The sequence below is a fragment of the Enterobacter chengduensis genome, from assembly GCF_001984825.2.
In the GTDB taxonomy this organism is placed as follows: domain Bacteria; phylum Pseudomonadota; class Gammaproteobacteria; order Enterobacterales; family Enterobacteriaceae; genus Enterobacter; species Enterobacter chengduensis.
The window spans coordinates 929509-953127 of record NZ_CP043318.1 but is presented as its reverse complement, the minus strand read 5'-3'; the positions used below and the strand labels follow the sequence as shown (position 1 = coordinate 953127).

The following is a 23619-nucleotide window of genomic DNA, read 5'->3' as shown; positions in this document are numbered from 1 at the left end:
GAAGAGAAAAGGTAAACGTAATGATTCGCAAAATGCTGCAAGGTAAGCTTCACCGTGTAAAAGTCACACAGGCAGACCTGCACTATGAAGGCTCCTGCGCCATCGACCAGGATTTCCTCGACGCGGCGGGTATTCTTGAAAACGAAGCCATTGATATCTGGAACGTCAACAACGGCAAACGCTTCTCCACCTATGCCATTGCCGCCGAGCGCGGGTCAAAAATCATCTCCGTTAACGGCGCGGCAGCGCACTGCGCGGACGTGGGCGATATCGTGATCATCGCCAGCTTCGTGATGATGTCTGACGAAGAGGCGCGTCGCTGGCAGCCAAAAGTTGCCTACTTTGAAGGCGACAATGAAATGAAGCGCACCGCGAAGGCGATTCCGGTTCAGGTTGCCTAATTTTTCCGTGGACTCATTTTAATTTCATTCACCATAAAAATGAGTCCAATCTTTTTTTGCGCAAATCGCGCTTATTAACGGGCCAATCAATAAATTAAATATATAACATAATAAATTTTATATGATTTCCTTACATAATATAAACGCATAGCCCTCACCTATTAAGAAATACTTAAACCAACCTGCAGTTTTAATCACCCCCTTTGACTATCGCTGTCTCAAAAAAAACCCTAAAATCCACCCCGAAATAAAATTTCAGGCTGTCAATTAATAACTTTATATTAAGTTATTAATTTAAATATATTAACCTCAAAATATGGATATTTGTATGTCTTTTAAAAAAGTTGGCATGGGTATGGCAATTGCACTGGCTCTGAGCGCAGGTTCTGCAGTTGCAGCGGAAATTCCAAGTGACACAGGTACTATCACTTTCCACGGTATGGTTTCTAACACTACCTGTAAAGTTTCCCTGGATCAGAAAATCGACCAGAATGGTAACGATTTCGACGTAACGCTGGACACCGTATCTGTTGCTGATTTTGGCACCACTGCACTGGGTACTACCAGCACCCTGGGCCAGAAGAAATTCAACCTGTCACTGACCGGTTGTGATGCTGATACCGTTGCTAAAGCATCTGCACAGTTCAACTCCTGGGCGGGTTCTTCTTCTACCGAAGGCGGCCTGCTGGTTCCACCAGCAAACGCTAAAGGCGCAGCGAAAAACGTTAACCTGGTGCTGAGCAACGACGGCAACACCAAAACTGACGTGGTAAAAGTTGACCAGACCAACAATACCCAGCAGGCAACTGTTGATGCAAACGGTGCTGCTAACCTGTACTACAAAGTGGCTTACACTCAGGGTCAAGGCTGGGATAAAACCACTAACCCAGTAACCGCGGGTACCGTGCAGGCACAGGTTGCCTTCACCATGATCTACGAATAATCCATTCGTTTAGTTAAGTTGTAATTAATCCCCCGCTTTCGGGGGATTATTCGTATCATTCCAACAGGAAGTGGAAAAATGTTAAACGCATCCGTAATTAAAGGATTAAAGACCGCGCTGTTTACTACTGCTGTATTTGCAGCATCACACGCCAGTGCTGATATCGTTATTTCTGGCACTCGTATTGTTTATCCTGAATCATCAAAAGACGTGATCGTTAACCTGGATAACCGTGGGGGAAAACCTCTGCTGGTTCAATCCTGGCTGGACGACGGTCGTGACGAAACAAACCCAGAAGAACTTAAGTTACCGTTCGTGATCACCCCGCCGGTTTCACGTATCGATCCTAAGCAAGGTCAGTCTCTGCGTATCACCTACATGGGTCATTCGCTGCCAAAAGACCGCGAATCGCTGTTCTGGTTTAACGTGTTGGAAATTCCACCAAAACCTAAAAATGCCAACGCCGAAAACACAAACCAACTCCAGCTGGCGTTTCGCACCCGCATTAAATTCTTCTTCCGCCCAGACGGACTGAAAGGCAACGCGCTGGACGCCGCCGATCATGTTACCTGGACCATGAAGAAAGAAGGCAACGGCGTCAGCCTCGTCGCCCATAACGACTCGCCATACAACGTCGCCATTTCAATGGTGAAGCTTAAGTCGGGTCAAAAGACCTATGAGGTCGCGCACCAGTCTGTACTGCCTTTCAGCGAGAAAGCCATGATGGTCAAAGGATTAACTACCACCACGACCGGTAAAGTGGCATACGAAACGATCAACGATCACGGCGGCGTCGACAACCACGAAACCACGCTGAAGTAATTCCTTCGCGAAATATAACGATAGATAGCATGAAGTCTGCGGATATTTTTTATCCGCACTGATAAATGGATGTGCCATGGTGTTCCGACGTTCTCTTTTATGCCTTGCGATCGGCACGGCATTCCCCTTACATGTTTGTGCTGAAAATAACGAAGCGACCAAGACCGCGCCGGAAAATGAAGATACGGTCGAGTTTAACGATCAGTTTCTTCTTTCTGGCAGTACGAATATTGACGTAAGCCGTTTTGCGCACGGTAACCCGGTATCTCCGGGGACTTACCGTACCAAAATCAATTTAAACGGCACGTTAAAATTGACGGCCAATGTTGTCTTTAAAGATAACGGAACGCCGCGCGCGACGCCGTGTATCACGAAGCAACTGCTCGTACAGGCCGGCGTTGATGCAAGCAAACTCGGCGACGAGCTGGCCGACGACGACAACGAGACCTGCGTCGATGTTAAAAAATTCTATCCTGAAGCGTCGGTAATCTACGACAGTGCTAAGCAGGAGTTGAACCTCGACTTCCCGCAGATCTACGTGATTAAGCGCCCGGTAGGCTATGTCGATCCGTCCCTCTGGGATAACGGCATTCCGGCTGCGCTTCTGTCTTACGATCTCAACGGCTGGCACAGTGAATACAGCGGCTCAACGTCAGAAAGCGCCTATGCAGGCCTGCGCTATGGCCTCAACATGGGACCATGGCGCCTGCGCTCGCGCGGCAGTCTGAACTGGGATAAAGACAACGGTACGCACTACAACAGCCAGGACGTTTATCTCCAGCGCGACATCACCGCCCTGGATGCGCAATGGATAATCGGTGACTCCTATACCAACGGTGAAGCCTTCGACTCGTTAAGCCTGCGCGGCACACGCCTTTACAGCGACGAACGTATGCTGCCAACCGGCACGACGGGGTACGCTCCGGTGATTCGCGGCGTGGCAAACAGCAATGCCAAAGTCAGCGTCACGCAGAGCGGCAACAAAATTTACGAAACCTCCGTACCGCCGGGCGCGTTTGAGATCAACGATCTTAGCACCACGGGCTACGGTAACGATCTGCTGGTCACCATAGAAGAGGCAGACGGCAGCAAGCGCTCGTTTACCGTGCCGTTCTCGTCCGTTACCCAGATGCTACGCCCGGGCTCCTCGCGCTGGGATGTTGGCATGGGTGAGCTCAACGACGACTCGCTGATCGACAAACCTCAGGTGGGCTACGGTACGCTCTACTACGGCATCAACAACACCTTCACGGGCTATGTGGGTGCACAGTACACCGACATGGACTTCTATGCAGGTATTGTCGGCCTGGCGATGAACACCGGGATCGGTGCCTTCGCGTTGGATATTACCCAGTCGCATGCGGATATCGAAGACCTGGGCACGCGTAGCGGGCAGAGTTATCGTCTGACATACAGCAAGCGCATCGAAATCACGAATACCTCGTTCAACGTGGCGGCCTATCGCTTCTCAACGGAAGACTACCTGAGCCTGAACGATGCCGCGCAGCTGAGCAACAGCATCAAACAGCAGAACTATGCGAACCGTAGCTACCCGTCGAATACCGCGCTGTACGATGACTTCCAGCGTACTAAAAACCAGGTCCAAATCAGTCTCAACCAGCCGTTGAGGGCGGATAAAAAGGATTATGGTTCACTGTACGTTAGCGGTACCTGGCAGGATTACTGGAACGGGGAAGGCTCGAACTCTAACTACAACGTGGGCTACAACAACAGCTTTACCTACGGTAGCTATAGCCTGTCGTTGCAGCGCACCTACGACCAGCGCGGTAAGCAGGATGACAGCGTTTACCTCAGCCTGAGCGTGCCGCTGAGCGTCTTCTCGCCGGATAACTCACGCATGGCGGGGTTCTCTAACCTCAACATGGGCCTGCGTTCCGATCTTAAAGGCGGCACCAACTTCAACAGTTCCGCCAGTGGCAGCACCAGTGACAGCAAGGTCAGCTACTCCGTCAGCGCGTCGTCCAGCAGCGGTGACTACGGCAACCTGAACCAGGTCAGCGGCTATGGCTCGCTGAATAGCGGCTATGGTCCACTTGGCCTCTCCGCCTCATTTGGTGACGATAACAGCAAGCAGTTCTCCGCCTCCTACAGCGGCGGCATGGTAGCGCACGCAGGCGGTATCGCCTTTGCACCAGGCAGCATTGGCGATAACGATTCCATCGCGGTGGTCAAGGCCAGCGGTGCGAAAGGAGCCGGCGTGGGCTATGGCGCAGGCAAGATTGACGGCTCCGGGTACGGCATTCTGCCGTATATGTCCCCCTATCGGGAAAACCGGGTTTCGCTGGATATCAGTACCCTCGAAAATGACGTTGAAGTGAAAAACACCACTGCCACCACCGTACCGCGCAACGGTTCTGTCGTGCTGGTGAATTTTGAAACCGACGAAGGACGTTCGGTCATTCTGGAGCTTAAGCGCAACGATAACGGCTTTATTCCGTTGGGCGCTGATGTGCTGAACGAAAAAAATGAATCTGTGGGCACAGTTGGCCAGGCGGGCCAGGCCTATGTTCGCGGCATCGAGAACAGCGGCGTGCTCCGCGTGGTCTGGAGTGGTGACAAGGACGGTTCCTGCACGGTGCGCTATCAGCTGAGACCGGATGCAGAAAAAGCCGGGCTTATCACCCTCCTCAATAACCAAACTTGTGAAATGTAATCAGGGAAATCAAGAGAAATCATATGAAAAAGACGCTTCTCAGCCTGTCTGTCATTGCAGTGACAGCGCTGACTCTCTCAGGGACGGCACGCAGCACCGATCTTGACGTTAACTTTATCGCCAACATCAAGGAAACCACCTGTGATATGAAACTGGTGGGCGGCTCAGGTTCCGATACCGAGCAGACGATCAAAATCGGCGACTCACAAGGCAAAATTGGTCTCGACCAGGTACAGGCGGGTACGGCAACAGCCAGCTTCAAGCTGGCGATCGTTGAATGTCCGTCATCGCTGACCTCACTGAAAACCACGGTGAAAGGTACACAAAGCGGCTATCTGTCAACGGGGATTACCAACTCGAAACCCGTCGCCAGCGGTGGTTCAGATTATGCGGCCGTCACCATTGCCCGTGCATCCGCGACAAACGCACCGTTTACCATTAACTCGACTACCGATTCTCAACGTCTGGTCTGGAGCGCGGCGGAAATCACCAGTAAGGAAGTCCCACTGGTAGCGACCCTGAAAGAAACCCAAACCGGCAAAATGACCACAGGCGATTTCGAAGCCGTGGTGACGTTTGAATTCAGCTACGAATGATTTGTGCAGATAACGGAGCACTCCAATGAAATTTAACTCAACATTACTCGCCCTGTCCGTTGCTGCCCTTTTCGCTACTAGCGCGGCAAATGCGGCCATCACCGGCACCTCCAGCGTCAAGCTAACCGTACAGTCGACGATTACTGCGGGCACCTGTACGGCTAAAGTCACCAACAGCGCCGGTGCTGATACCACTGTGGTGAATTTTGGTGATGTGTTTAAACCTGATATTGCGAACAAAAGTCGCGTAGAACCGCTGAAAATCTCATTCTCGGGTTGTTCAGGCGTCAAAAAAGCCACGGTCTCTGCGGCGGCCGGTACAGGTGGTTCATGTTCAGGTACTAACAAGGACGGTAGCTCTTATGCCGCAGGCCAGAACACCGCCTTTGAAATTTGGTCTGGCGCGGTGGATTCCGGCGTGGAGTTGGCCTGTAAGACGCCACCTGCAGCACAGACGGTTAACATCACCAGCGGCGCAGGTGAGTTCCCAATGAACTCCCGTATTGTGGTCGCGAAAGATAAAACCATCTCCGACGTCGGTACAGGTTCGGTAACTGCACCCGTGACCTTCACCGTCACCTATCAGTAATACAGGAATTGTCATGCAACAATCACCGATTTTATTTCGCCAGCCCGGTCTTGTGTTGCTTGTCGGCCTGGCTGGTGGGCTTTTGCCTGGCGTATGCCAGGCAAGTTCAGGCCTGGATGTGAACATGACGGCCAATATTGTTAACTCGACCTGTCAGATCAGTGTGAACAATGGCGGGAACGTCTATCTGCCAACGGTTACGCGTAGTTGGTTTTACAACAGCGATAACACCACCCGACTCGCGCCGACGGATTACGTCTCCGGAACGCCGTTCACCGTGTCGGTAACGGATTGCTACACTGGCGAAGAAGACACCTCTGGGATCAGACAGCTGCATTTCAGCTTTTCCCCGCAAAATGGATTCTGGAGCGGGCAGAATCAGGTATTTAAAAATGATGCCACTACCGGTGCCGCACAGAACGTCGGCCTGGTTATTTTTTCTGCAAAGTACAATACCAACGTTTTGAAAAGCGATGGCAGTTCAGACGTGGCCTATGACATTGCGGAAAACGGGAATGTTTTAACGGATTATGAATTCAGCGTGCGCTATCAGAACACCGGTGCAGTGACGGGCGGGTCCGTCACCAGCAATGTTCTGGTCGATGTACGTTACGAATAAAGGGATTTAGGATGAAGTGTAAAGTCTTTATCGCTGCTGCGCTGATGCTGGTTTCCGGCCTCAGCCATGCGGCTATTGAATGTGTATTTAACAGCGGCGCCACGCTGCAAATTATGTCACCGGGCGTAAAGCCGAATATTGTGCCACGCCCTGTTGGCACCGTCGTAGGCCCCACGAAGATCAGTGACACCATTATCATGGAAACCACACCGATGGTCTCATCATCATGCCGCGCGGGTAATGATGGCGATAACGTCTACATGTGGACCAACAATGCCATGTCATCTGCTCAAACATCCGAAGGTAGGGCATTATTCAACACCAATATTCCTGGTATTTATTTCACCCTGGCATTCTATCCGGACGGCAACGGCGTGACGGCGTGGTTTCCACCCTCCGGCGGTGGGCAGTGGGCTAAAACCGGCGATATTCACGAAAACGAATCGCTTGTGGACGGAAAAAAATGGCATGTGCGCATGGAATTTTATCAAACCAACGGTTTTACCGGCGTACCATCAGACGTCAATTTTCTGAGCATCGGTCCTGGTCCAGTTGGGCAGATGGTCCTGGGCGATCCCTATCACGATAGCGGTTCAGAAGAGCCGAGCCCGTTCGTCGAGCTATCACAGATGAACTTTGACATCCCGCTGGACAGACCCACCTGCGCGGTACGAGGCCCTACGACCGTTGACTTGGGTGACTGGTGGCCGCAGGAAATCACCAGCACCGGTACAACGCAGGTACAGTTCGATATTACCGGCAACTGTATCAACACAACCGTAGTATGGATGAAAGTCTCGTCAAATAACTGGACGGACGACGGTCAATACATCAAGAATGATGTCAACGGAGAGAGCGTAACCAAAGCCAGCGGGGTGGGTGTCGAAATCCGAATGGACGGCAACAGCCGCATGACAAAAAGCATGAACAAACAGGCTATCGCAGCAAGTCCTGAGTGGACTCCCATCAGCATGGATTTTGATCAGGCCTTCCACGCGCGGCTGGTTAAATATGGCAGCGATCCCGTGACGCCGGGCGTTTTCGGCGCTAACGTCACCTTCCAGGTCACCTACGAGTAAGTTAACCTTGCGGCTGATTGCTAATCAGCCGCGACATCGTCTCCAGCGAATCCGTTCTCAGGATGTACAGCCGCTTCAGCAAGAACGGATTATCCCCCGGCTTAACCTTCCCTCGTACCGTCGTCACCGCCAGATGGAACCCGGCGTCATTTGCGGCTTTGATCGCCTTGTCGTCGTAACCGCCGAACGGGTAAGAGAGGTAAAGCACGTGCGGGTTAAACTGCGCCAGATCCCTTCGTGAGCGCTTAAAATCAAACAAAATATTGTGATAGCTGCGGCTCAGCAAAATGGGCTGATGGTTGTCGTCAACGCGATGCAGGAAGTGCGTGTGTGACTGATAGTCGAACACGTCATGCATCTGCTCCAGCTCCGACACGCTCATAAACTGCAGGGATTTTGGCGCCCACTTCTGCGGGTGGCGCTTGATGCGCGACGAGATGATAAACGCCGTGGCCTTAAAGCCATACGCTTTGAGGATCGGGTAAGCGTAGCGGTTAACGGACTTCAGGCCATCGTCGAAGGTAATCACCACCGATTTCGCCGGCAGGTTCATCTTATTGCGCACGTACCCTTCCAGCTGATAGAGCGTCAGGGTGGTATAGCCCTGGTCGCGCAGCCAGGTCATCTGGTTGTTAAACGCACGCACGCTGGTCGTCGTGGAGGTATGGCGAAAACGGGTATTCTCTTCGTCGCGCAGAATATGATGATAGGTAATCACCGGAATGCCGTTATCTTCCTGCGCGTCCAGGCTGCTGATCCAGGCCAGGCGGTTGCCGATGCGGATCTGGAACCAGGTCTGGTTCAAACGGTCCTTGAGTTTGTTCAGGATCGGATAGCGAAGGTTGGCGCTTAGGGTGCCGAAGGGGGCACTGCCGTTGTTTGGGGCGTTATAAACAGGCGTGTCTTTCCACGTTATCAGGTTTTGATTGCTCAGCGGTTTATTCAAATCCCCCAGGCCATCCTCAACGCGCTGTTTACCCTGAACCGGCTCCAGGTGCCCCTTGTCGATAAAGCCCGTGCCGAATCCGAAGCGAAATTCATAGTAGTCCGCCGCCGCAGGCACCACCGCGAGGATCTGCCCTGCCCGCACGTTGCCAACGTTAATGACGCTATTGCCGACCTGGGCCCAAATCGCGGCATCTTCGGTGGTTTGCATATATTGAGCAGGCAATCTTTGCTGACTTAATAAACTGGCAGAAGACGTGCCGGACACGAACATCAAAAGCAGGAAAACAATACGCGTGAACATGAGGATCTTAGTCGAAGCGGAAATACTTATGCCATTGTAGCAAAAGCGACATCAATACCAACGTTTAATTCTTATACAGGTCATGAAGCAGGACGAAGGGCGGATTTTTTTGCTGCTGATGCCACAGGCTGCTGACGTCCGGAGCCCCCTGCTCGACGATGGCGTTACGGAACGCCGCGCTGGTTAATGTTGCGCGCTGGGGATACATCATTTCAAGTAATGGAAAGCTGATACCGGAGATCACTTCACAGCAGTCGTGCTTGTGGCTCAGCAGGGCCGCAGCACGGTAAGGCGCCGCGCCGGATTTATCGGTAAGAAAAATGACGCCCTCTCCGGTGTCGGTTTCGTGCAGGGCATCGCACATCATCCGGCCCAGCATGTTGGTGCTTAAGCCGCGCCAGTAGTTGACGGCGCGACACTGTGGCAGCGGACCAAACCTGGCTTCCAGCTTCAGCAACATGTCCTGCGCCCGTTCATCGTGGCAGGTGATAACCCATCCCAGCATAACTCTCTCCTTAGCAGGCAAGTAGTTTAGCGGAGTGAAGGTTAGCTTTCGGTGATAACTGTCAAAGAAAGCGCCCGGCAAACAGAACGTCGCCGGGCAAAAGATTAGCTGCGCAGACCGCGCCCGCGCTGGATCAGATACCAGCACAGCAGGTAGAAGGCAATGATGAACACCACCAGCACCGCCACCGTGGTGAACAGCGGCACGTCGGTGATCCCAAGGAAGCCAAAGCGGAAGCCGCTGATCATATAAACAATCGGGTTCAGGTGCGACAGCGCCTGCCAGAACGGCGGCAGCAGCGTCAGGGAGTAGAACACCCCGCCGAGATAGGTCAGCGGCGTCAGCACGAAGGTCGGGATCAGGCTGATGTCGTCAAACGTTTTGGCGAACACGGCGTTCAGCAGACCGGCCAGCGAGAACAGAATTGCCGTCAGGAGCAGCGTCAGCGCGACAAACAGCCACGAATGGACCTGGAACGGCACGAAGAACAGCGAAATCGCCGTGACCAGGATCCCCACGCACAGCCCGCGCGCCACGCCGCCGCCCACGTACCCGGCGATAATCACGTGCGTCGGCACGGGTGCTACCAGCAGCTCTTCGATATTGCGCTGGAATTTGGCGCTAAAGAACGACGACGCCACGTTGGCATAGGCGTTGGTGATCACCGCCATCATGATCAGCCCCGGGACGATAAACTGCATATAGGTAAAGCCGTGCATCTCACCAATCCGGGAGCCAATCAGGTTACCGAAGATGATGAAATAGAGCGTCATGGTGATCACCGGCGGCACCAGGGTTTGCACCCAGATACGCATAAAGCGGTTAATCTCTTTCGCCCAGATACTTTTCAGCGCGACCCAGTAAAGATGCGTCATGCCTTGTCTCCTTGTTTATCCTGCACCAGAGAGACAAACAGCTCTTCCAGTCGGTTCGCTTTGTTACGCATACTCAAGACCTGAATCCCCTGCGCGCTCAGCTGGGAGAACACGCTGTTAATCCCCTGCTCGCGCAGCACTTCTACCTCCAGCGTCGAGGTATCCACCAGGCGATACTGATACCCTTCGAGCTTCGGTAGCGGGCTTTTTGCCGCCAGATCGAGAATGAACGTTTCGGATTTCAGCTTGGAGAGCAGATTTTTCATCGAGGTGTTTTCCACCAGCTCGCCGTGCTGAATGATGCCGATGTTGCGGCACAGCATTTCTGCCTCTTCCAGATAGTGGGTGGTCAGAATAATGGTGGTGCCTTTGTCGTTGAGATCCTTCAGAAAGCCCCACATGGAGCGGCGCAGCTCAATGTCTACGCCCGCCGTCGGCTCATCCAGAATCAGCAGTTTTGGCTCGTGCATCAGCGCGCGGGCAATCATCAGGCGGCGCTTCATCCCGCCGGACAACATCCGCGCGCGTTCGTTACGCTTTTCCCACAAATCGAGCTGTTTCAGGTATTTTTCGCTGCGCTCCAGCGCCTCTTTGCGCTCAACGCCGTAATAACCCGCCTGGTTAACGACAATTTGCTGCACCGTCTCGAACGGGTTGAAGTTGAACTCCTGCGGTACCAGCCCCAGCTGGCGCTTGGCGTTAACCACATCTTTTTGCAAATCGTAGCCGAACACGCTCACGCGGCCGGAGGTTTTGTTCACCAGCGAGCTGATGATCCCGATGGTGGTGGATTTTCCCGCCCCGTTCGGCCCCAGAAGCGCGTAAAAATCCCCGGCTTCTACTTTGAGATCTATTCCGCGTAGCGCCTGAACGCCACCCGAATAGGTTTTTTTAAGCTGCTCAAGCTCCAGTGCAATTGCCATGAATTTAACTTACCTTCAGTTCTGACACACGTTGTGTGGTTTCATTAAAAGTCGGGTTACCCTATAGTAGCGCAACGCAATTACTTGGTTACAGGTCGCTAACCTCCATGAACGACATAGATACACTCATTAGCAACAATGCACTATGGTCAAAAATGCTGGTGGAGGAAGACCCCGGATTTTTTGGAAAACTCGCACAGGCCCAAAACCCGCGCTTTCTCTGGATTGGCTGTTCCGACAGCCGCGTGCCCGCCGAACGTCTGACCGGTCTTGAGCCTGGCGAGCTGTTTGTTCACCGCAACGTTGCCAACCTAGTGATCCACACCGATCTCAACTGTCTTTCTGTGGTTCAGTATGCCGTTGACGTTCTGGAAGTCGAGCACATCATTATTTGCGGCCACTACGGCTGCGGCGGCGTGCAGGCGGCAGTGGAAAACCCGGAGCTGGGATTGATTGATAACTGGCTGCTGCACATCCGCGATATCTGGTTCAAACATAGCTCACTGCTGGGCGAAATGCCGCAGGAGCGCCGCATGGACACCCTGTGCGAGCTCAACGTGATGGAGCAGGTGTATAACCTTGGGCATTCGACCATCATGCAGTCAGCGTGGAAGCGCGGGCAGAAGGTTTCGATCCACGGCTGGGCGTACGGCATTCACGACGGTCTGCTGCGCAATCTGGAAGTCACCGCCACCAACCGCGAGACGCTGGAGCAGCGCTACCGTTCAGGGATCGCCAACCTCAAGCTTAAGCATGTGAACCACAAATAAGTGCACGTTAAAAAGCCGGGTGGCGGCTGCGCCTTACCCGGCCTACATGTGCCCATTCGTAGGCCCGGTAAGCGTAGCGCCACCGGGCAACAAACCGCAACTACTCGTCCAGTAATACCACTTTTCCCACATACGGCAGATGACGATAGCGCTGCGCGTAGTCGATACCGTAACCCACCACGAATTCGTCCGGAATCGAGAAGCCGACGAACTCGACCGGCACCTGCACTTCACGGCGCTCAGGTTTATCCAGCAGCGTACAAATCGCCAGCGATTTCGGCTCGCGCAGGCTCAGGATCTCGCGCACTTTAGAGAGCGTGTTGCCGGAGTCGATAATGTCCTCAACGATCAACACATCTTTGCCACGAATATCTTCATCCAGATCTTTCAGGATTTTCACATCACGAGTGGTAGACATGCCGCTGCCGTAGCTGGAGGCGGTCATAAAATCGACCTCGTGAGGCACATGCACTTCACGGCACAGGTCTGCCATGAACATGAAAGAGCCGCGCAGCAGACCGACCAGCACCATTTCGCTGCCGCTGTCCTTGTAATGTTCGGTGATTTGACGACCCAGTTCGGCGATACGCGCTTTGATCTCGGCTTCCGGGATCATCACTTCAACAGTATGTTTCATATAACTAACCAAATGATTTTAATGAAAATCTCTCAATACGGATGCGTTAATATCCAGCACTGATACGCAAGCCAGCTATTATACCAGCAAATGGATAACCCTGGCGTATGAGTTATAAAAAGCAAATATTGTGATTCCGATCACACTTGTTAATACCTATAATTAGTTGCTAGCAAATTATTAACAAAAACTGACGAGTACACTTTCTATGGCTGAAACACACTCTAAACAGCCGCGTCTACTGGTGACATTAACTGCAGCATTCGCAGCCTTCTGCGCGCTGTATCTGTTAATCGGTGGCGTCTGGCTGGTCGCGATCGGCGGCTCCTGGTACTACCCGATTGCAGGCCTGGTTATGCTTGGCGTAACCGTCCTGCTCTTGCGTAGAAAACAATCTGCTCTGTGGCTGTATGCTGCACTCCTCCTTGCCACCATGATCTGGGGCGTCTGGGAAGTCGGGTTTGACTTCTGGGCGCTGACGCCGCGCAGCGACATCCTGGTCTTCTTCGGCATCTGGCTGATCCTGCCGTTCGTCTGGCGTCGCCTGATCGTGCCGTCCAGCGGTGCCGTTGCGGCGCTGGTGGTGGCCCTGCTGATCAGCGGCGGTATCCTCACCTGGGCCGGCTTTAACGACCCGCAGGAAATTCACGGCACGCTGAACACCGAATCGACGCCAGCTGCGGCTATCTCGCAGGTTGCTGACGGTGACTGGCCGGCCTATGGCCGTAACCAGGAAGGTCAACGCTACTCCCCGCTGAAGCAAATCAACGCGGACAACGTTAAAAACCTGAAGGAAGCCTGGGTATTCCGTACCGGCGATCTGAAGATGCCAAACGATCCGGGCGAGCTGACCAACGAAGTGACGCCGATTAAGGTCGGCAACATGCTTTATCTGTGTACGGCGCACCAGCGTCTGTTCGCGCTCGACGCGGCCACCGGTAAAGAGAAATGGCACTTCGATCCGCAGCTGAACTCCAACCCGTCCTTCCAGCACGTGACCTGCCGCGGCGTCTCTTACCACGAAGCGCGCGCCGATAATGCGAGCCCGGAAGTGGTTGCCGACTGCCCGCGCCGCATCATGCTGCCGGTGAACGATGGTCGCCTGTTCGCGATTAACGCCGAAACGGGCAAGCTGTGCGAAACCTTTGCCAACAAAGGTATTCTGAACCTGCAGACCAACATGCCTGACACCACGCCGGGTCTGTATGAACCAACCTCACCGCCAATCATCACCGATAAAACCATCGTGATTGCCGGTTCGGTAACGGATAACTTCTCCACGCGCGAAACCTCCGGCGTGATCCGCGGCTTCGACGTGAACACCGGTAAGCTGCTGTGGGCCTTCGACCCGGGCGCGAAAGATCCTAACGCGATCCCGTCAGACGAACACACGTTTACCTTCAACTCGCCAAACTCCTGGGCACCCGCCGCGTATGACGCGAAGCTGGACCTGGTCTACCTGCCGATGGGTGTAACCACGCCGGATATCTGGGGCGGTAACCGCACGCCGGAGCAGGAGCGCTATGCGAGCGCCATCGTGGCGCTGAACGCGACCACCGGTAAGCTGGCGTGGAGCTACCAGACCGTACACCACGATCTGTGGGATATGGATATGCCGTCCCAGCCGACGCTGGCCGACATTACCGTTAACGGCAAAACCGTGCCGGTAATTTACGCCCCGGCGAAAACCGGCAACATCTTCGTGCTGGATCGCAGCAACGGCAAGCTGGTTGTGCCTGCGCCGGAAAAACCGGTTCCGCAGGGCGCGGCGAAAGGCGACTACGTCTCTAAAACGCAGCCGTTCTCTGACCTGAGCTTCCGTCCGAAGAAAGACCTGAGCGGGGCAGACATGTGGGGTGCCACCATGTTTGACCAGCTGGTGTGCCGCGTAATGTTCCACCAGCTGCGCTATGAAGGCATCTTCACGCCGCCTTCCGAGCAGGGCACGCTGGTCTTCCCGGGTAACCTGGGGATGTTCGAGTGGGGCGGGATCTCCGTCGACCCTAACCGTCAGGTTGCTATTGCGAACCCAATGGCGCTGCCGTTCGTTTCTCGTCTGATCCCACGCGGTCCGGGCAACCCAATGGAGCAGCCGAAAGACGCGAAAGGCAGTGGTACCGAAGCCGGCATCCAGCCGCAGTACGGCGTACCGTATGGCGTAACGCTGAACCCGTTCCTGTCGCCGTTTGGTCTGCCGTGTAAACAGCCTGCCTGGGGTTATATCTCCGGTCTGGATCTGAAAACTAACCAGATCGTGTGGAAAAAACGTATTGGTACGCCGCAGGACAGCATGCCGTTCCCGATGCCGGTTCCGGTGCCGTTCAATATGGGTATGCCAATGCTGGGTGGCCCAATCTCCACCGCCGGTAACGTGCTGTTCATCGCGGCAACCGCAGATAACTACCTGCGAGCGTACAACATGACCAACGGTGAAAAACTGTGGCAAGGCCGTCTGCCAGCGGGTGGACAGGCCACGCCGATGACCTACGAGGTGAATGGCAAGCAGTACGTTGTCATCTCCGCGGGCGGTCACGGTTCGTTTGGTACGAAGATGGGCGACTATATCGTCGCGTATGCGCTGCCTGACGAAGGCAAATAAAAGCAAAACGGCAACGAAAGTTGCCGTTTTAGTGTTTGTTCCCTCTCCCCGTGGGAGAGGGTCAGGGTGAGGGCATCAGGCCGCACCAGCGAAATGTAGGCCGGGTAAGGCGTAGCCGCCACCCGGCTTTTTTTATACGGTAAAGCCCAGCATCATCCCCGTATCCTCATGCTCCAGCAGGTGGCAGTGCGCCATATAGGCAAACTCTTTCGGCGCCTCGTGGTCAAACTTCACCAACACCTCGCTGACGCCGCCTTCCACTCTCACCGTATCCTTCCAGCCCGCGCGATGCGCCTCGGGCGCTTTGCCATTCTCGGAAAGAATGCGGAACTGGGTGCCGTGGATGTGGAACGGGTGCAGCATCATGTCCCCTTCGCCTGAAATCACCCAGCGCTCAGGCTGGCCTTTTGCCGCAGCAAACATCGGCGTGTTCATGTCGAACGCTTTGCCGTTGATCATATTGGCGTTGTGGAAATCAAAGCCACGGTCGCCGTGATGCATGTTCCCCATACCGCCCATGCTGCCGTGGTCCATATTCATGTGGCCCATCATCTGCCCGTGGTGCATCCCCGCCATCGCCTTATCGCCATATTTCGCCATCAGCGCCTGCATCCCCATCATATCCAGCATCGGATTCATGGAGAGCTGCAGCTTGCGCTGGGTAAGCCCGTCCAGCGACGGGAGGGCTGGCAGCGTGGTCAGCGTATCGGGCAGCGTGCCGGAAGCGGCCACCAGCAGCGGCTGAATACGCAGCACCGGATGCGGCTTGTCGAAGGGCGCAACCGCCATCCCCATCTGGCTCACCGGCAGGGTCACGAGGTCAAACGGCTTGCCGTCGCTGATATCCACCAGCACCTCAAAGCGTTCGCCCATCAGCATCGGCAGCTCGCTCACTTTTACCGGCTCCGGCAGCAGCCCGCCGTCGCTGGCGACCACGTACAGCGGGCGCTTATCGCTGGTGGCGAAGTTGAGCGAACGCGCGTTACAGCCGTTCAGCAGGCGCAGGCGCAGCCAGCCTTTCGGCGCGGCGTGCTGCGGGTAAATCGCGCCGTTGGCCAGCAGCGTGTCGCCAAACCAGCCTACCGCCGCGCTCATCACGTCCAGCTGATAGTCAATTTGCCCGTCAGCGGTGAATTTCTTGTCCTGCACAATCACCGGCACGTCGTCGATGCCCCACTGCTTCGGCAAGCGCAGCAGGCGGCTTTCGTCGTCTTCAATCAGCACCAGCCCCGCCAGCCCCATCGCCACCTGATGGCCCGTTTTGCCATGCTGATGCGGATGGAACCAGCAGGTCGCCGCGCGCTGGTCGGGCGTAAAGGTCACGCTGCGCGAGCCGCCCGCTTTGATGATGCCCTGCGGCCCGCCGTCTACCTCGCCAGGCACTTCCAGCCCGTGCCAGTGCACCGTCGTCTCTTCGGCGAGCGTGTTGTGGACATCCACCGTCACCGCCTTCCCTTTGCGCAGCTGCAGCGCCGGGCCGAGCAGATTGCCGTTATAGCCCCACGTCGTGGCGTTGTGTGCGCCAAACGCCGTCTTACCGGCCTGAACCACAAGCTGGATTCGGCTGCGGGCGTCCGCGGTCAGTAGGTCAGGGATGGGTAAGGCAGGCCTGTCAGCGGCGAAAACCGCGCGGCTCCAGAGGGGTAATGCGCTGGCAGCACCCAGCGCAGCGGAATATTTTAAAAAATCACGACGTTGCATGTTCATTTCCTTATTTCCAGCAGGCGATCTTTTGAGCATAAACCCTCCCCTTACCGGAAGGTCAAGTCAAGCGGCAATAATAAAGATCGTCGCACCGGCATCAAGTATGCTAACGTTAATTTTCCGTGAAGAAGTGGTAGAAGCAATGAAGACGTTTTTCAGGACAATTTTGTTCGGAAGCCTGATGGCAATGTGTGCGAACAGCTATGCGCTCAGTGAAAATGAAGCGGAAGATATGGCCGATTTAACGGCGGTTTTTGTATTCCTGAAAAATGATTGCGGCTACCAGAATTTACCCAACGGGCAAATTCGCCGCGCGCTGGTCTTTTTTGCCCAGCAGAACCAGTGGGATCTCAGCAACTACGATAGCTTCGACATGAAGGCGCTCGGCGAAGACAGCTACCGTGACTTGAGCGGTATTGGTATTCCCACCGCCAAAAAATGTAAAGCGCTGGCTCGCGATTCACTCAGCCTGCTCGCCTACGTCAAATAACCTTCCCGACGACGCCTCCTGTTGAACCTCTGACCGTGCAACCACGGTTAGAGTTAGCTATGATGTTTCGCTCATTTTTAATGAGTGTTACGGATGTTAACAAAGGAGGAGTCCGCGTATGGCCGACAACACGTTGTGGCATGAAACGCTGCATGACCAGTTTGGGCAGTACTTTGCCGTTGATAACGTGCTCTATCATGAGAAAACCGATCACCAGGATCTGATCATCTTCGAGAATGCCGCCTTTGGCCGCGTCATGGCGCTGGACGGCGTGGTGCAGACCACCGAGCGGGATGAGTTTATCTATCATGAGATGATGACCCACGTTCCGCTGCTGGCGCACGGGCACGCGAAGCATGTCCTGATTATCGGCGGTGGCGACGGCGCAATGCTGCGTGAAGTCTCCCGCCATCGTTCCATTGAAACCATCACCATGGTGGAAATCGATGTGGGCGTGGTCTCTTTCTGCCGCCAGTACCTGCCCAACCACAATGCCGGTAGCTATGACGATCCGCGCTTTAGCCTGGTGATTGACGACGGCGTTAACTTTGTTAACCAGACTTCCCAGACCTTTGACGTGATCATCTCCGACTGCACCGACCCCATCGGTCCCGGCGCGTCGCTTTTTACCTCCTCCTTCTACGAAGGCTGCAAACGCTGCCTGAACCCGGGCGGGATCTTCGTCGCCCAAAACGGCGTCTGTTTCCTGCAGCAGGATGAAGCGCTGGATAGCCATCGCAAGCTCAGCACCTATTTCGATGACGTCAGCTTCTACCAGGCCGCCATTCCGACGTACTACGGCGGGATCATGACCTTCGCCTGGGCGACGGATAACGACGTATTACGCCATCTCTCCACCGAAATTATTCAGGCCCGCTTCCATCACGCTGGCCTCACGTGCCGCTACTACAATCCGGCCATTCATACCGCAGCGTTTGCGCTGCCGCAGTACCTGCAAGACGCATTATCCACTAAGGGGGTGAGCTAATTGAAAAAGCTTAAGCTGCATGGCTTTAACAACCTGACCAAAAGCCTGAGTTTTTGTATTTACGATATCTGCTATGCCAAAACAGCGGAAGAGCGCGATGGCTACATCGCCTATATCGACGAACTCTACAACGCCAACCGTCTGACCGAGATCCTGTCAGAAACCTGTTCCATTATCGGCGCCAACATCCTGAATATCGCCCGACAGGATTATGAACCCCAGGGCGCGAGCGTGACCATCCTGGTCAGCGAAGAGCCGGTCGACCCGCAGCTTATCGACAAAACGGAACATCCGGGCCCGCTGCCGGAAGTGGTGGTTGCCCATCTGGATAAAAGCCATATCTGCGTCCATACCTATCCGGAGAGCCACCCGGAAGGCGGGCTGTGTACCTTCCGCGCGGATATTGAAGTGTCAACCTGCGGCGTGATTTCTCCGCTGAACGCGCTGAACTATCTCATCCACCAGCTTGAATCCGACATCGTGACCATTGATTATCGCGTGCGCGGGTTTACCCGTGATGTCAACGGCATGAAGCACTTCATCGACCACGAGATCAACTCCATCCAGAACTTTATGTCCGAGGACATGAAATCGCTATACGACATGATGGACGTGAACGTGTACCAGGAAAATATCTTCCATACCAAGATGTTGCTTAAGGAATTCGACCTTAAGCACTATATGTTCCACACGAAGCCGGAAGATTTAAGCGAAGAAGAGCGTCAGGCGATTACCGACCTGCTCTGGAAAGAGATGCGCGAGATCTACTACGGCCGTAATATTCCGACCGTGTAACGCGCATGCAGGTAGATAAAGAAGGAAAAGCGATGATTTTTCCTTCTTTACTATTCTGTTTGTTTTCTAGACCGGCGTTTGGGCCAGTATCATCGCCGCTTCCGTACGATTTCTGACGCCCAGTTGACGAAACAGGGCATGGAGATGATTCTTAACCGTTCCTTCCGCAATCCCCAGTACACGACAAATTTGTTTATTACTATTTCCCTGTACAACAAGATGCAGGATCTCGCGCTGCCGGGGTGAAAGCGCGCGCAGAGGGGACGGGTAATTTTGCATCCGTATTAATTTAGGCTCGCGCAGGCAACAATCCGGTAAATATATTCTTCCTTGACGCACCCATTCGATTGCCTGCAATAACTCTTCCGACTCCATTTTCTTTGTCAAAATGCCAGCCGCACCATTCTCCAGAAAATAAATTGGATTCACATTATCCAGCCGAGAAAAGTTCATCAACACGAAACCATTATCCGCCTGTGATGTTAACTGCGTTAATAATGTTCTTTTTTTCTCAATTTCATAATCGGCATCCAGAATAATAACATCAGCCCGGTTTTTTATTAAACCTTTCCAGACCTCATCTTCGCTATGTGCAGCTGTGATGTGCAGCGCGGGCGCAAGCTCAGCCCAACGGCATCGGATGCCATGAACGAACAGCGGCAATTCATCATAAATAAGTATATTCATTGTCGTCCCACTTAAATAATCGTTATCTTGTTAGCGGCACTTAAAACTCTCATACAGACCTCAACGCGAGAGCTGCTGTGCGATGAAAAGCAATAACACCAGATGAAATTTTCAACTGCAGGAATAATGCTGGTTTAATTTATTAAGCACAGCCCGTCACATTTCGCCATGTAACTTTCGATACAGGCCGTTCCATACAGATGCAATGATTTCTGAAAACATAACTTTAGGCTCATAGATGCTTTATTCATCGATATCCATGATTAAGGGGCAGACATATTCTGCGACCACACGAATATTGAGGAATGAATTATGCCAGATGCAAATGTTGATGCCGGATTTATAGGTTCAGTTATTAGTTCATTGCCGCTAGACAGTATGATTTCTGCGCCACTGCAGGCAATGATTAAAGCCCAAACCCAGGCGGCAAAAAGTTATACCGATTTCTTATTGAGCGTCTGTATTAAGGACGGCAAGGCCGTTTCGGTACAGTTTGATTATGAAGAAACGCTCGTCGATGAGAAAGGCGTGACGACCGGTACGCAGACCAAAGTCATGCGTATTCCCCTGCTCGCGGCAGTCGTGCATCCCATCATCTGTATCGAAGAAGGGACTATCGACTTCGAGCTTGAGATCCACCAGAGCGCGGCCAGCAACGAAAGCAGCAGCCAGGAAGGCTCCCTGGAGGGCAAAATCGGCTGGGGTCCATTCTCCGTCAGCGTGAAGGGGAGCGTTAGCCATAAGTCAGAACAGACCCGCTCGACCGATACCCGCGCCAAATACTCCATCCACACCTCTGTAAAACGTCAGCCAATGCCGGAGGCGCTCAGCCGCGTGGTCGATTATCTGACAAATGCTGCCACCAAACCGGCGCAACGCGCAGAAGATCAGCCTGCAACACTGCCTGCGACCAACAGTTCAGGTCTGATTACCCCAGCACCGGCCCCGGCCCCGGTCGCGCCGCCTCAAGGGGGTAACGGTTAACCCACGCCACACGTTCAAACGCATTTATTACCCCTGACAGGTGCCCGGCTAGCGGGCACCTGCCTGAAGGAGAAAAAGCATGCCTGATTCACGTCGATTCTGGTTCAGCCGTAAATCGCCCGACGCTGCAACGCCTGAAGCCAGTCCCGAAACCCCGGCGGATACACCGCCAACGCTGGCGTCTGAAGCGCCCCTGGACGTAACACCGTCCCCCGCTCCCTCCGGGGAAAGTGGCAACACCGGGGGCAATGGTGGGGGAAACAACGGCGGTGCCGGTGGAGGCGATAACGGTACGCCACCACCTCCAGCCGGCAACAAGGGCAACCACGCTATGGGCTTAGATGCCCTGGTACAAGGGCTCCAGCACGCTGCGTTCAGTGCCAACCAGTATATGACCCATCAGTACATCGCCGTGCTCTCCCAGCTGTTTGAGCAGGCCCCGGACGGCAGCTACAGGCCGGACTACGCCGAGCTTCAGCTGGATGATGAGCACCGTTTGAACGTGCCGCTGGTCACGCTTGCACCACCGCGCAATCTCTCGATGGAGAGAATGAAGATGCGCCTGACCGTTCGCGGCGATGCGACCGAATCCATAAGCACGCTGACGGGACAGGGAGAGCGCGGACACTTCCACGTCACCATGGCGCCCCAGCCTCATGAGGGCAAAACGGACACCCAAAACATTGATATTGAAATTAATTTTGTCGCTCAGGAGCCGCCAGAAGCGGTGCTCCGCCTGCTTGATGAATTCATCCACCGTATGACCCCCGTCCCCATAAAGGAGAAAAACCATGAGTAATGCTGTGAAAACAACAGGCAATGGCGGCATTGCCCTTATCAAACAGTATGAAGGCCTGCGCTTAACCACCTACAAAGATGCCGTCGGTATTCCGACCATCGGTTATGGCCATGTCGAAAACCCGATCCCCCCGGGCGGCACGCGAACCATCACCGCGGAAACCGCGGAACAGATCCTTCGTGAGGATTTGCAGCGGTTTGAGCATGACGTCAACAGCATGCTGACGGTGGACGTCACCCAGAACCAGTTCGATGCCCTGGTGAGCTTCGCCTTTAATCTGGGGCCAGCCAATCTCAAGAGCTCAACCCTGCTGCGCAAAGTGAACAGCGGCGACTTCAGCGGCGCAGCAGAAGAATTTCCGAAATGGAACCATGCCGGTGGCCAGGTTCTGGCGGGCCTGACGGCACGTCGAAACGCTGAAAAAAACCTGTTTTTATCCTGATCAATCACGAGGTGTAACATGACAATTCGAATTCTTTCCTGGCGTGCTGACTCCTTTACGCACGAGGCAGACGACCTGCGGAGTGCGGATGAAGATCTGCTGGCACACGCCAAAGAGCGGATGGCGTTGCGTCTGAGTCAGGTCATTGCTCAGCTCAAAACGGTCCTCGAAACCGACGCGGGTAGCTGGGATCATACCTTTGTCACGCTTCCAGAATTCTTCTGGAATACCCGCTGGTCTAATGTGCACGGTGAAGATGACATCATGAAGCTCGGTGACTTCTACATGAGCAATGTTAGCGACGTCGTTAACAAACTGATTGATGCCTTCCCTGCCCGGTCCGGGGATCCCTCTTCTGCCATCACCTTTCTGGCGGGAACCTGTGCCACCCTGTATCGCGATGATGACGAGAGTGAGAAAACGCCCTGTCACGACCCTGTTTTTCACGCCGTGAACTGGCTGCTGTGCGGGCAAAACACCCGTAGCGATAAATCCCTGACGATGTGGCCAAAACGCTACGTTTCCACGATTGATTTCTTTCCTCAGGTGGAGGGTCACGCGATCCCCGGCCATATTTCAGTCCAATTGCCGGATGGCCAGATCGTTCATATCGGCGACAGCAGCGAAGTGTCGGCAGAATCACTGAATGGGATCGTTGTGACCGACTACTTCACCAATACCTATGCTGGCGATAAGCCGTTCAGCATTGATATCTGTCTGGATTACTTCACGCAGGGGAATGTGCGCCCGGCGGGCTGGGAGCAACGGGTCGCGGAGCTGCAGAGCAAAAGCAGCGACATTGATTTTTTGATAGCCTGCGGAATGCCGGTCAGCGAGCCGCCGCAAAACCCGGGTGGTGTGAAATTCCTTGTACGTAACGACGGTATGCCAGTCGCTTCCCAGTGCCAGGCGTGGTCGTTCAGCGCCGGGAAGGCAACGCCGGTTGCGGCAACCAACCCCACCGCTAATTTTGTGAGATTTTTACTGTAGGGTGAAACCCGCAGATTCCCTCCGGAACTCTCCGGAGGGAACGTCCGTTACTTCTGTTTCATAAACGCCCGGTACGCAGCGACCACCTGCAAAAAGTCCTCGACGCCGCACATCGACAGGCTCTCTTCGTCATAGTAGCTCATGCCCTCTTCCATCTCGTCGCCTGAAAACTCGAGCTGGTTGGCACGCACCATCACCTCTTCTCCATCCAGCCACAGCGTGTATTCGTGGCCGGCACGCTGCCAGGAGCGTTCACTGCCTTTCACCGTATTTGCCGCCTGTTCAACTTCATCAAGAAGGGCAAGATTTTCTTTCACCTCTTCGTTAAACCAGTGTCCAACGGCTTCGTGGCCCATCGACATACGCACTTTCACCACTCCGGTGATGTCGCGCAGAAATTCGTAATCCATAGTATTTTCCTCTGCAAAGCCATTAGGGTAATTATCGCAGCAGAGAGGA

General features: G+C 54.2%; 25 protein-coding genes. 17 read left to right on the top strand and 8 right to left on the bottom strand.

Annotation, left to right across the window (positions count from 1 at the left end; translation table 11 throughout):
- Positions 1-20 precede the first annotated feature (20 nt).
- The 8 genes from panD to FY206_RS04540 all read left to right on the top strand — a co-directional run bounded on the left by panD (position 21) and on the right by FY206_RS04540 (position 7723).
- Positions 21-401, top strand: a complete 381-nt coding sequence (panD, locus tag FY206_RS04575) for an aspartate 1-decarboxylase (RefSeq protein ID WP_003856284.1) — start codon at positions 21-23, stop codon at positions 399-401.
- Positions 402-729: 328 nt separating this feature from the next.
- Entirely contained in the window at positions 730-1344 is a 615-nt protein-coding gene (locus FY206_RS04570) for a fimbrial protein (RefSeq protein ID WP_032644106.1), read from the top strand.
- A 78-nt stretch (positions 1345-1422) separates the two neighbouring features.
- On the top strand, positions 1423-2166 hold the full coding sequence (locus FY206_RS04565; RefSeq protein ID WP_032644105.1) for a fimbrial chaperone: 744 nt from the start codon (positions 1423-1425) through the stop codon (positions 2164-2166).
- 76 nt (positions 2167-2242) lie between these two features.
- A complete protein-coding gene (locus tag FY206_RS04560; RefSeq protein WP_032644104.1) occupies positions 2243-4840 on the top strand; it encodes an outer membrane usher protein in 2598 nt (865 codons plus the stop codon).
- A 23-nt stretch (positions 4841-4863) separates the two neighbouring features.
- Entirely contained in the window at positions 4864-5436 is a 573-nt protein-coding gene (locus tag FY206_RS04555) for a fimbrial protein (protein WP_032644103.1), read from the top strand.
- 25 nt (positions 5437-5461) lie between these two features.
- Positions 5462-6025: a fimbrial protein gene (locus FY206_RS04550; RefSeq protein WP_032644102.1), complete on the top strand. Its 564-nt coding sequence runs from the start codon at positions 5462-5464 to the stop codon at positions 6023-6025.
- 13 nt (positions 6026-6038) lie between these two features.
- On the top strand, positions 6039-6644 hold the full coding sequence (locus tag FY206_RS04545; protein ID WP_032644101.1) for a fimbrial-like protein: 606 nt from the start codon (positions 6039-6041) through the stop codon (positions 6642-6644).
- Between the two features lie 11 nt (positions 6645-6655).
- Positions 6656-7723, top strand: coding sequence for a fimbrial protein (locus FY206_RS04540; RefSeq protein WP_045889922.1), 1068 nt, complete (start codon positions 6656-6658; stop codon positions 7721-7723).
- A gap of 1 nt (position 7724) precedes the next feature.
- On the opposite strand, the gene FY206_RS04535 is transcribed toward FY206_RS04540, so the two are convergent.
- The 4 genes from FY206_RS04535 to FY206_RS04520 all read right to left on the bottom strand — a co-directional run bounded on the left by FY206_RS04535 (position 7725) and on the right by FY206_RS04520 (position 11275).
- Positions 7725-8972, bottom strand: coding sequence for a polysaccharide deacetylase family protein (locus FY206_RS04535; RefSeq protein WP_032644100.1), 1248 nt, complete (start codon positions 8970-8972; stop codon positions 7725-7727).
- 64 nt (positions 8973-9036) lie between these two features.
- Complete coding sequence (locus tag FY206_RS04530; protein WP_032644099.1) at positions 9037-9477, bottom strand: PTS sugar transporter subunit IIA; 441 nt, start codon at positions 9475-9477, stop codon at positions 9037-9039.
- A gap of 104 nt (positions 9478-9581) precedes the next feature.
- Entirely contained in the window at positions 9582-10352 is a 771-nt protein-coding gene (locus FY206_RS04525) for an ABC transporter permease (RefSeq protein ID WP_023334536.1), read from the bottom strand.
- Entirely contained in the window at positions 10349-11275 is a 927-nt protein-coding gene (locus tag FY206_RS04520) for an ABC transporter ATP-binding protein (RefSeq protein WP_023332105.1), read from the bottom strand. The genes FY206_RS04525 and FY206_RS04520 overlap by 4 nt, the downstream gene beginning before the upstream one ends.
- Before the next feature lie 107 nt (positions 11276-11382).
- On the opposite strand from FY206_RS04520, the gene can reads away from it, so the two are divergent.
- Positions 11383-12045, top strand: a complete 663-nt coding sequence (gene can / locus FY206_RS04515) for a carbonate dehydratase (RefSeq protein ID WP_014882586.1) — start codon at positions 11383-11385, stop codon at positions 12043-12045.
- A 100-nt stretch (positions 12046-12145) separates the two neighbouring features.
- Here can and hpt read toward each other — a convergent pair whose 3' ends face one another.
- The gene (gene hpt / locus FY206_RS04510; protein WP_032644098.1) at positions 12146-12682 is read right to left on the bottom strand and encodes a hypoxanthine phosphoribosyltransferase; all 537 of its coding nucleotides are present in this window, start codon (positions 12680-12682) and stop codon (positions 12146-12148) included.
- A 208-nt stretch (positions 12683-12890) separates the two neighbouring features.
- Here hpt and FY206_RS04505 point away from each other — a divergent pair, with 208 nt between their 5' ends.
- Positions 12891-15281: a glucose/quinate/shikimate family membrane-bound PQQ-dependent dehydrogenase gene (locus FY206_RS04505; RefSeq protein ID WP_032644097.1), complete on the top strand. Its 2391-nt coding sequence runs from the start codon at positions 12891-12893 to the stop codon at positions 15279-15281.
- Positions 15282-15413: 132 nt separating this feature from the next.
- Here the strand turns inward: FY206_RS04505 and cueO are convergent, their stop codons facing one another.
- On the bottom strand, positions 15414-16982 hold the full coding sequence (cueO, locus tag FY206_RS04500; protein ID WP_032644096.1) for a multicopper oxidase CueO: 1569 nt from the start codon (positions 16980-16982) through the stop codon (positions 15414-15416).
- A gap of 145 nt (positions 16983-17127) precedes the next feature.
- Between cueO and FY206_RS04495 the strand changes: the two genes are divergently transcribed.
- The 3 genes from FY206_RS04495 (at position 17128) to speD (ending at position 19258) form a co-directional block, all read left to right on the top strand.
- Positions 17128-17475: a YacC family pilotin-like protein gene (locus tag FY206_RS04495; RefSeq protein ID WP_014882582.1), complete on the top strand. Its 348-nt coding sequence runs from the start codon at positions 17128-17130 to the stop codon at positions 17473-17475.
- 118 nt (positions 17476-17593) lie between these two features.
- On the top strand, positions 17594-18463 hold the full coding sequence (speE, locus tag FY206_RS04490) for a polyamine aminopropyltransferase (protein WP_032644095.1): 870 nt from the start codon (positions 17594-17596) through the stop codon (positions 18461-18463).
- Positions 18464-19258, top strand: coding sequence for an adenosylmethionine decarboxylase (gene speD / locus FY206_RS04485; protein ID WP_032644094.1), 795 nt, complete (start codon positions 18464-18466; stop codon positions 19256-19258).
- A gap of 66 nt (positions 19259-19324) precedes the next feature.
- Here the strand turns inward: speD and FY206_RS04480 are convergent, their stop codons facing one another.
- Positions 19325-19945: a LuxR C-terminal-related transcriptional regulator gene (locus FY206_RS04480; protein WP_032644093.1), complete on the bottom strand. Its 621-nt coding sequence runs from the start codon at positions 19943-19945 to the stop codon at positions 19325-19327.
- A gap of 312 nt (positions 19946-20257) precedes the next feature.
- On the opposite strand from FY206_RS04480, the gene FY206_RS04475 reads away from it, so the two are divergent.
- From FY206_RS04475 to FY206_RS04460, 4 genes are all read left to right on the top strand, one after another.
- Positions 20258-20929, top strand: coding sequence for a DUF2589 domain-containing protein (locus FY206_RS04475; RefSeq protein WP_023332101.1), 672 nt, complete (start codon positions 20258-20260; stop codon positions 20927-20929).
- 79 nt (positions 20930-21008) lie between these two features.
- The gene (locus FY206_RS04470) at positions 21009-21728 is read left to right on the top strand and encodes a DUF2589 domain-containing protein (RefSeq protein WP_032644092.1); all 720 of its coding nucleotides are present in this window, start codon (positions 21009-21011) and stop codon (positions 21726-21728) included.
- Positions 21721-22170 (top strand): lysozyme, encoded by a 450-nt coding sequence (locus tag FY206_RS04465; RefSeq protein ID WP_032644091.1) that lies wholly within the window; start codon positions 21721-21723, stop codon positions 22168-22170. Before FY206_RS04470 ends, FY206_RS04465 begins: the two co-directional genes overlap by 8 nt.
- Positions 22171-22188: 18 nt before the next feature.
- Entirely contained in the window at positions 22189-23160 is a 972-nt protein-coding gene (locus tag FY206_RS04460; RefSeq protein ID WP_032644090.1) for a hypothetical protein, read from the top strand.
- A 47-nt stretch (positions 23161-23207) separates the two neighbouring features.
- Here FY206_RS04460 and yacL read toward each other — a convergent pair whose 3' ends face one another.
- Complete coding sequence (gene yacL, locus FY206_RS04455; protein ID WP_032644089.1) at positions 23208-23570, bottom strand: protein YacL; 363 nt, start codon at positions 23568-23570, stop codon at positions 23208-23210.
- Positions 23571-23619 lie beyond the last annotated feature (49 nt).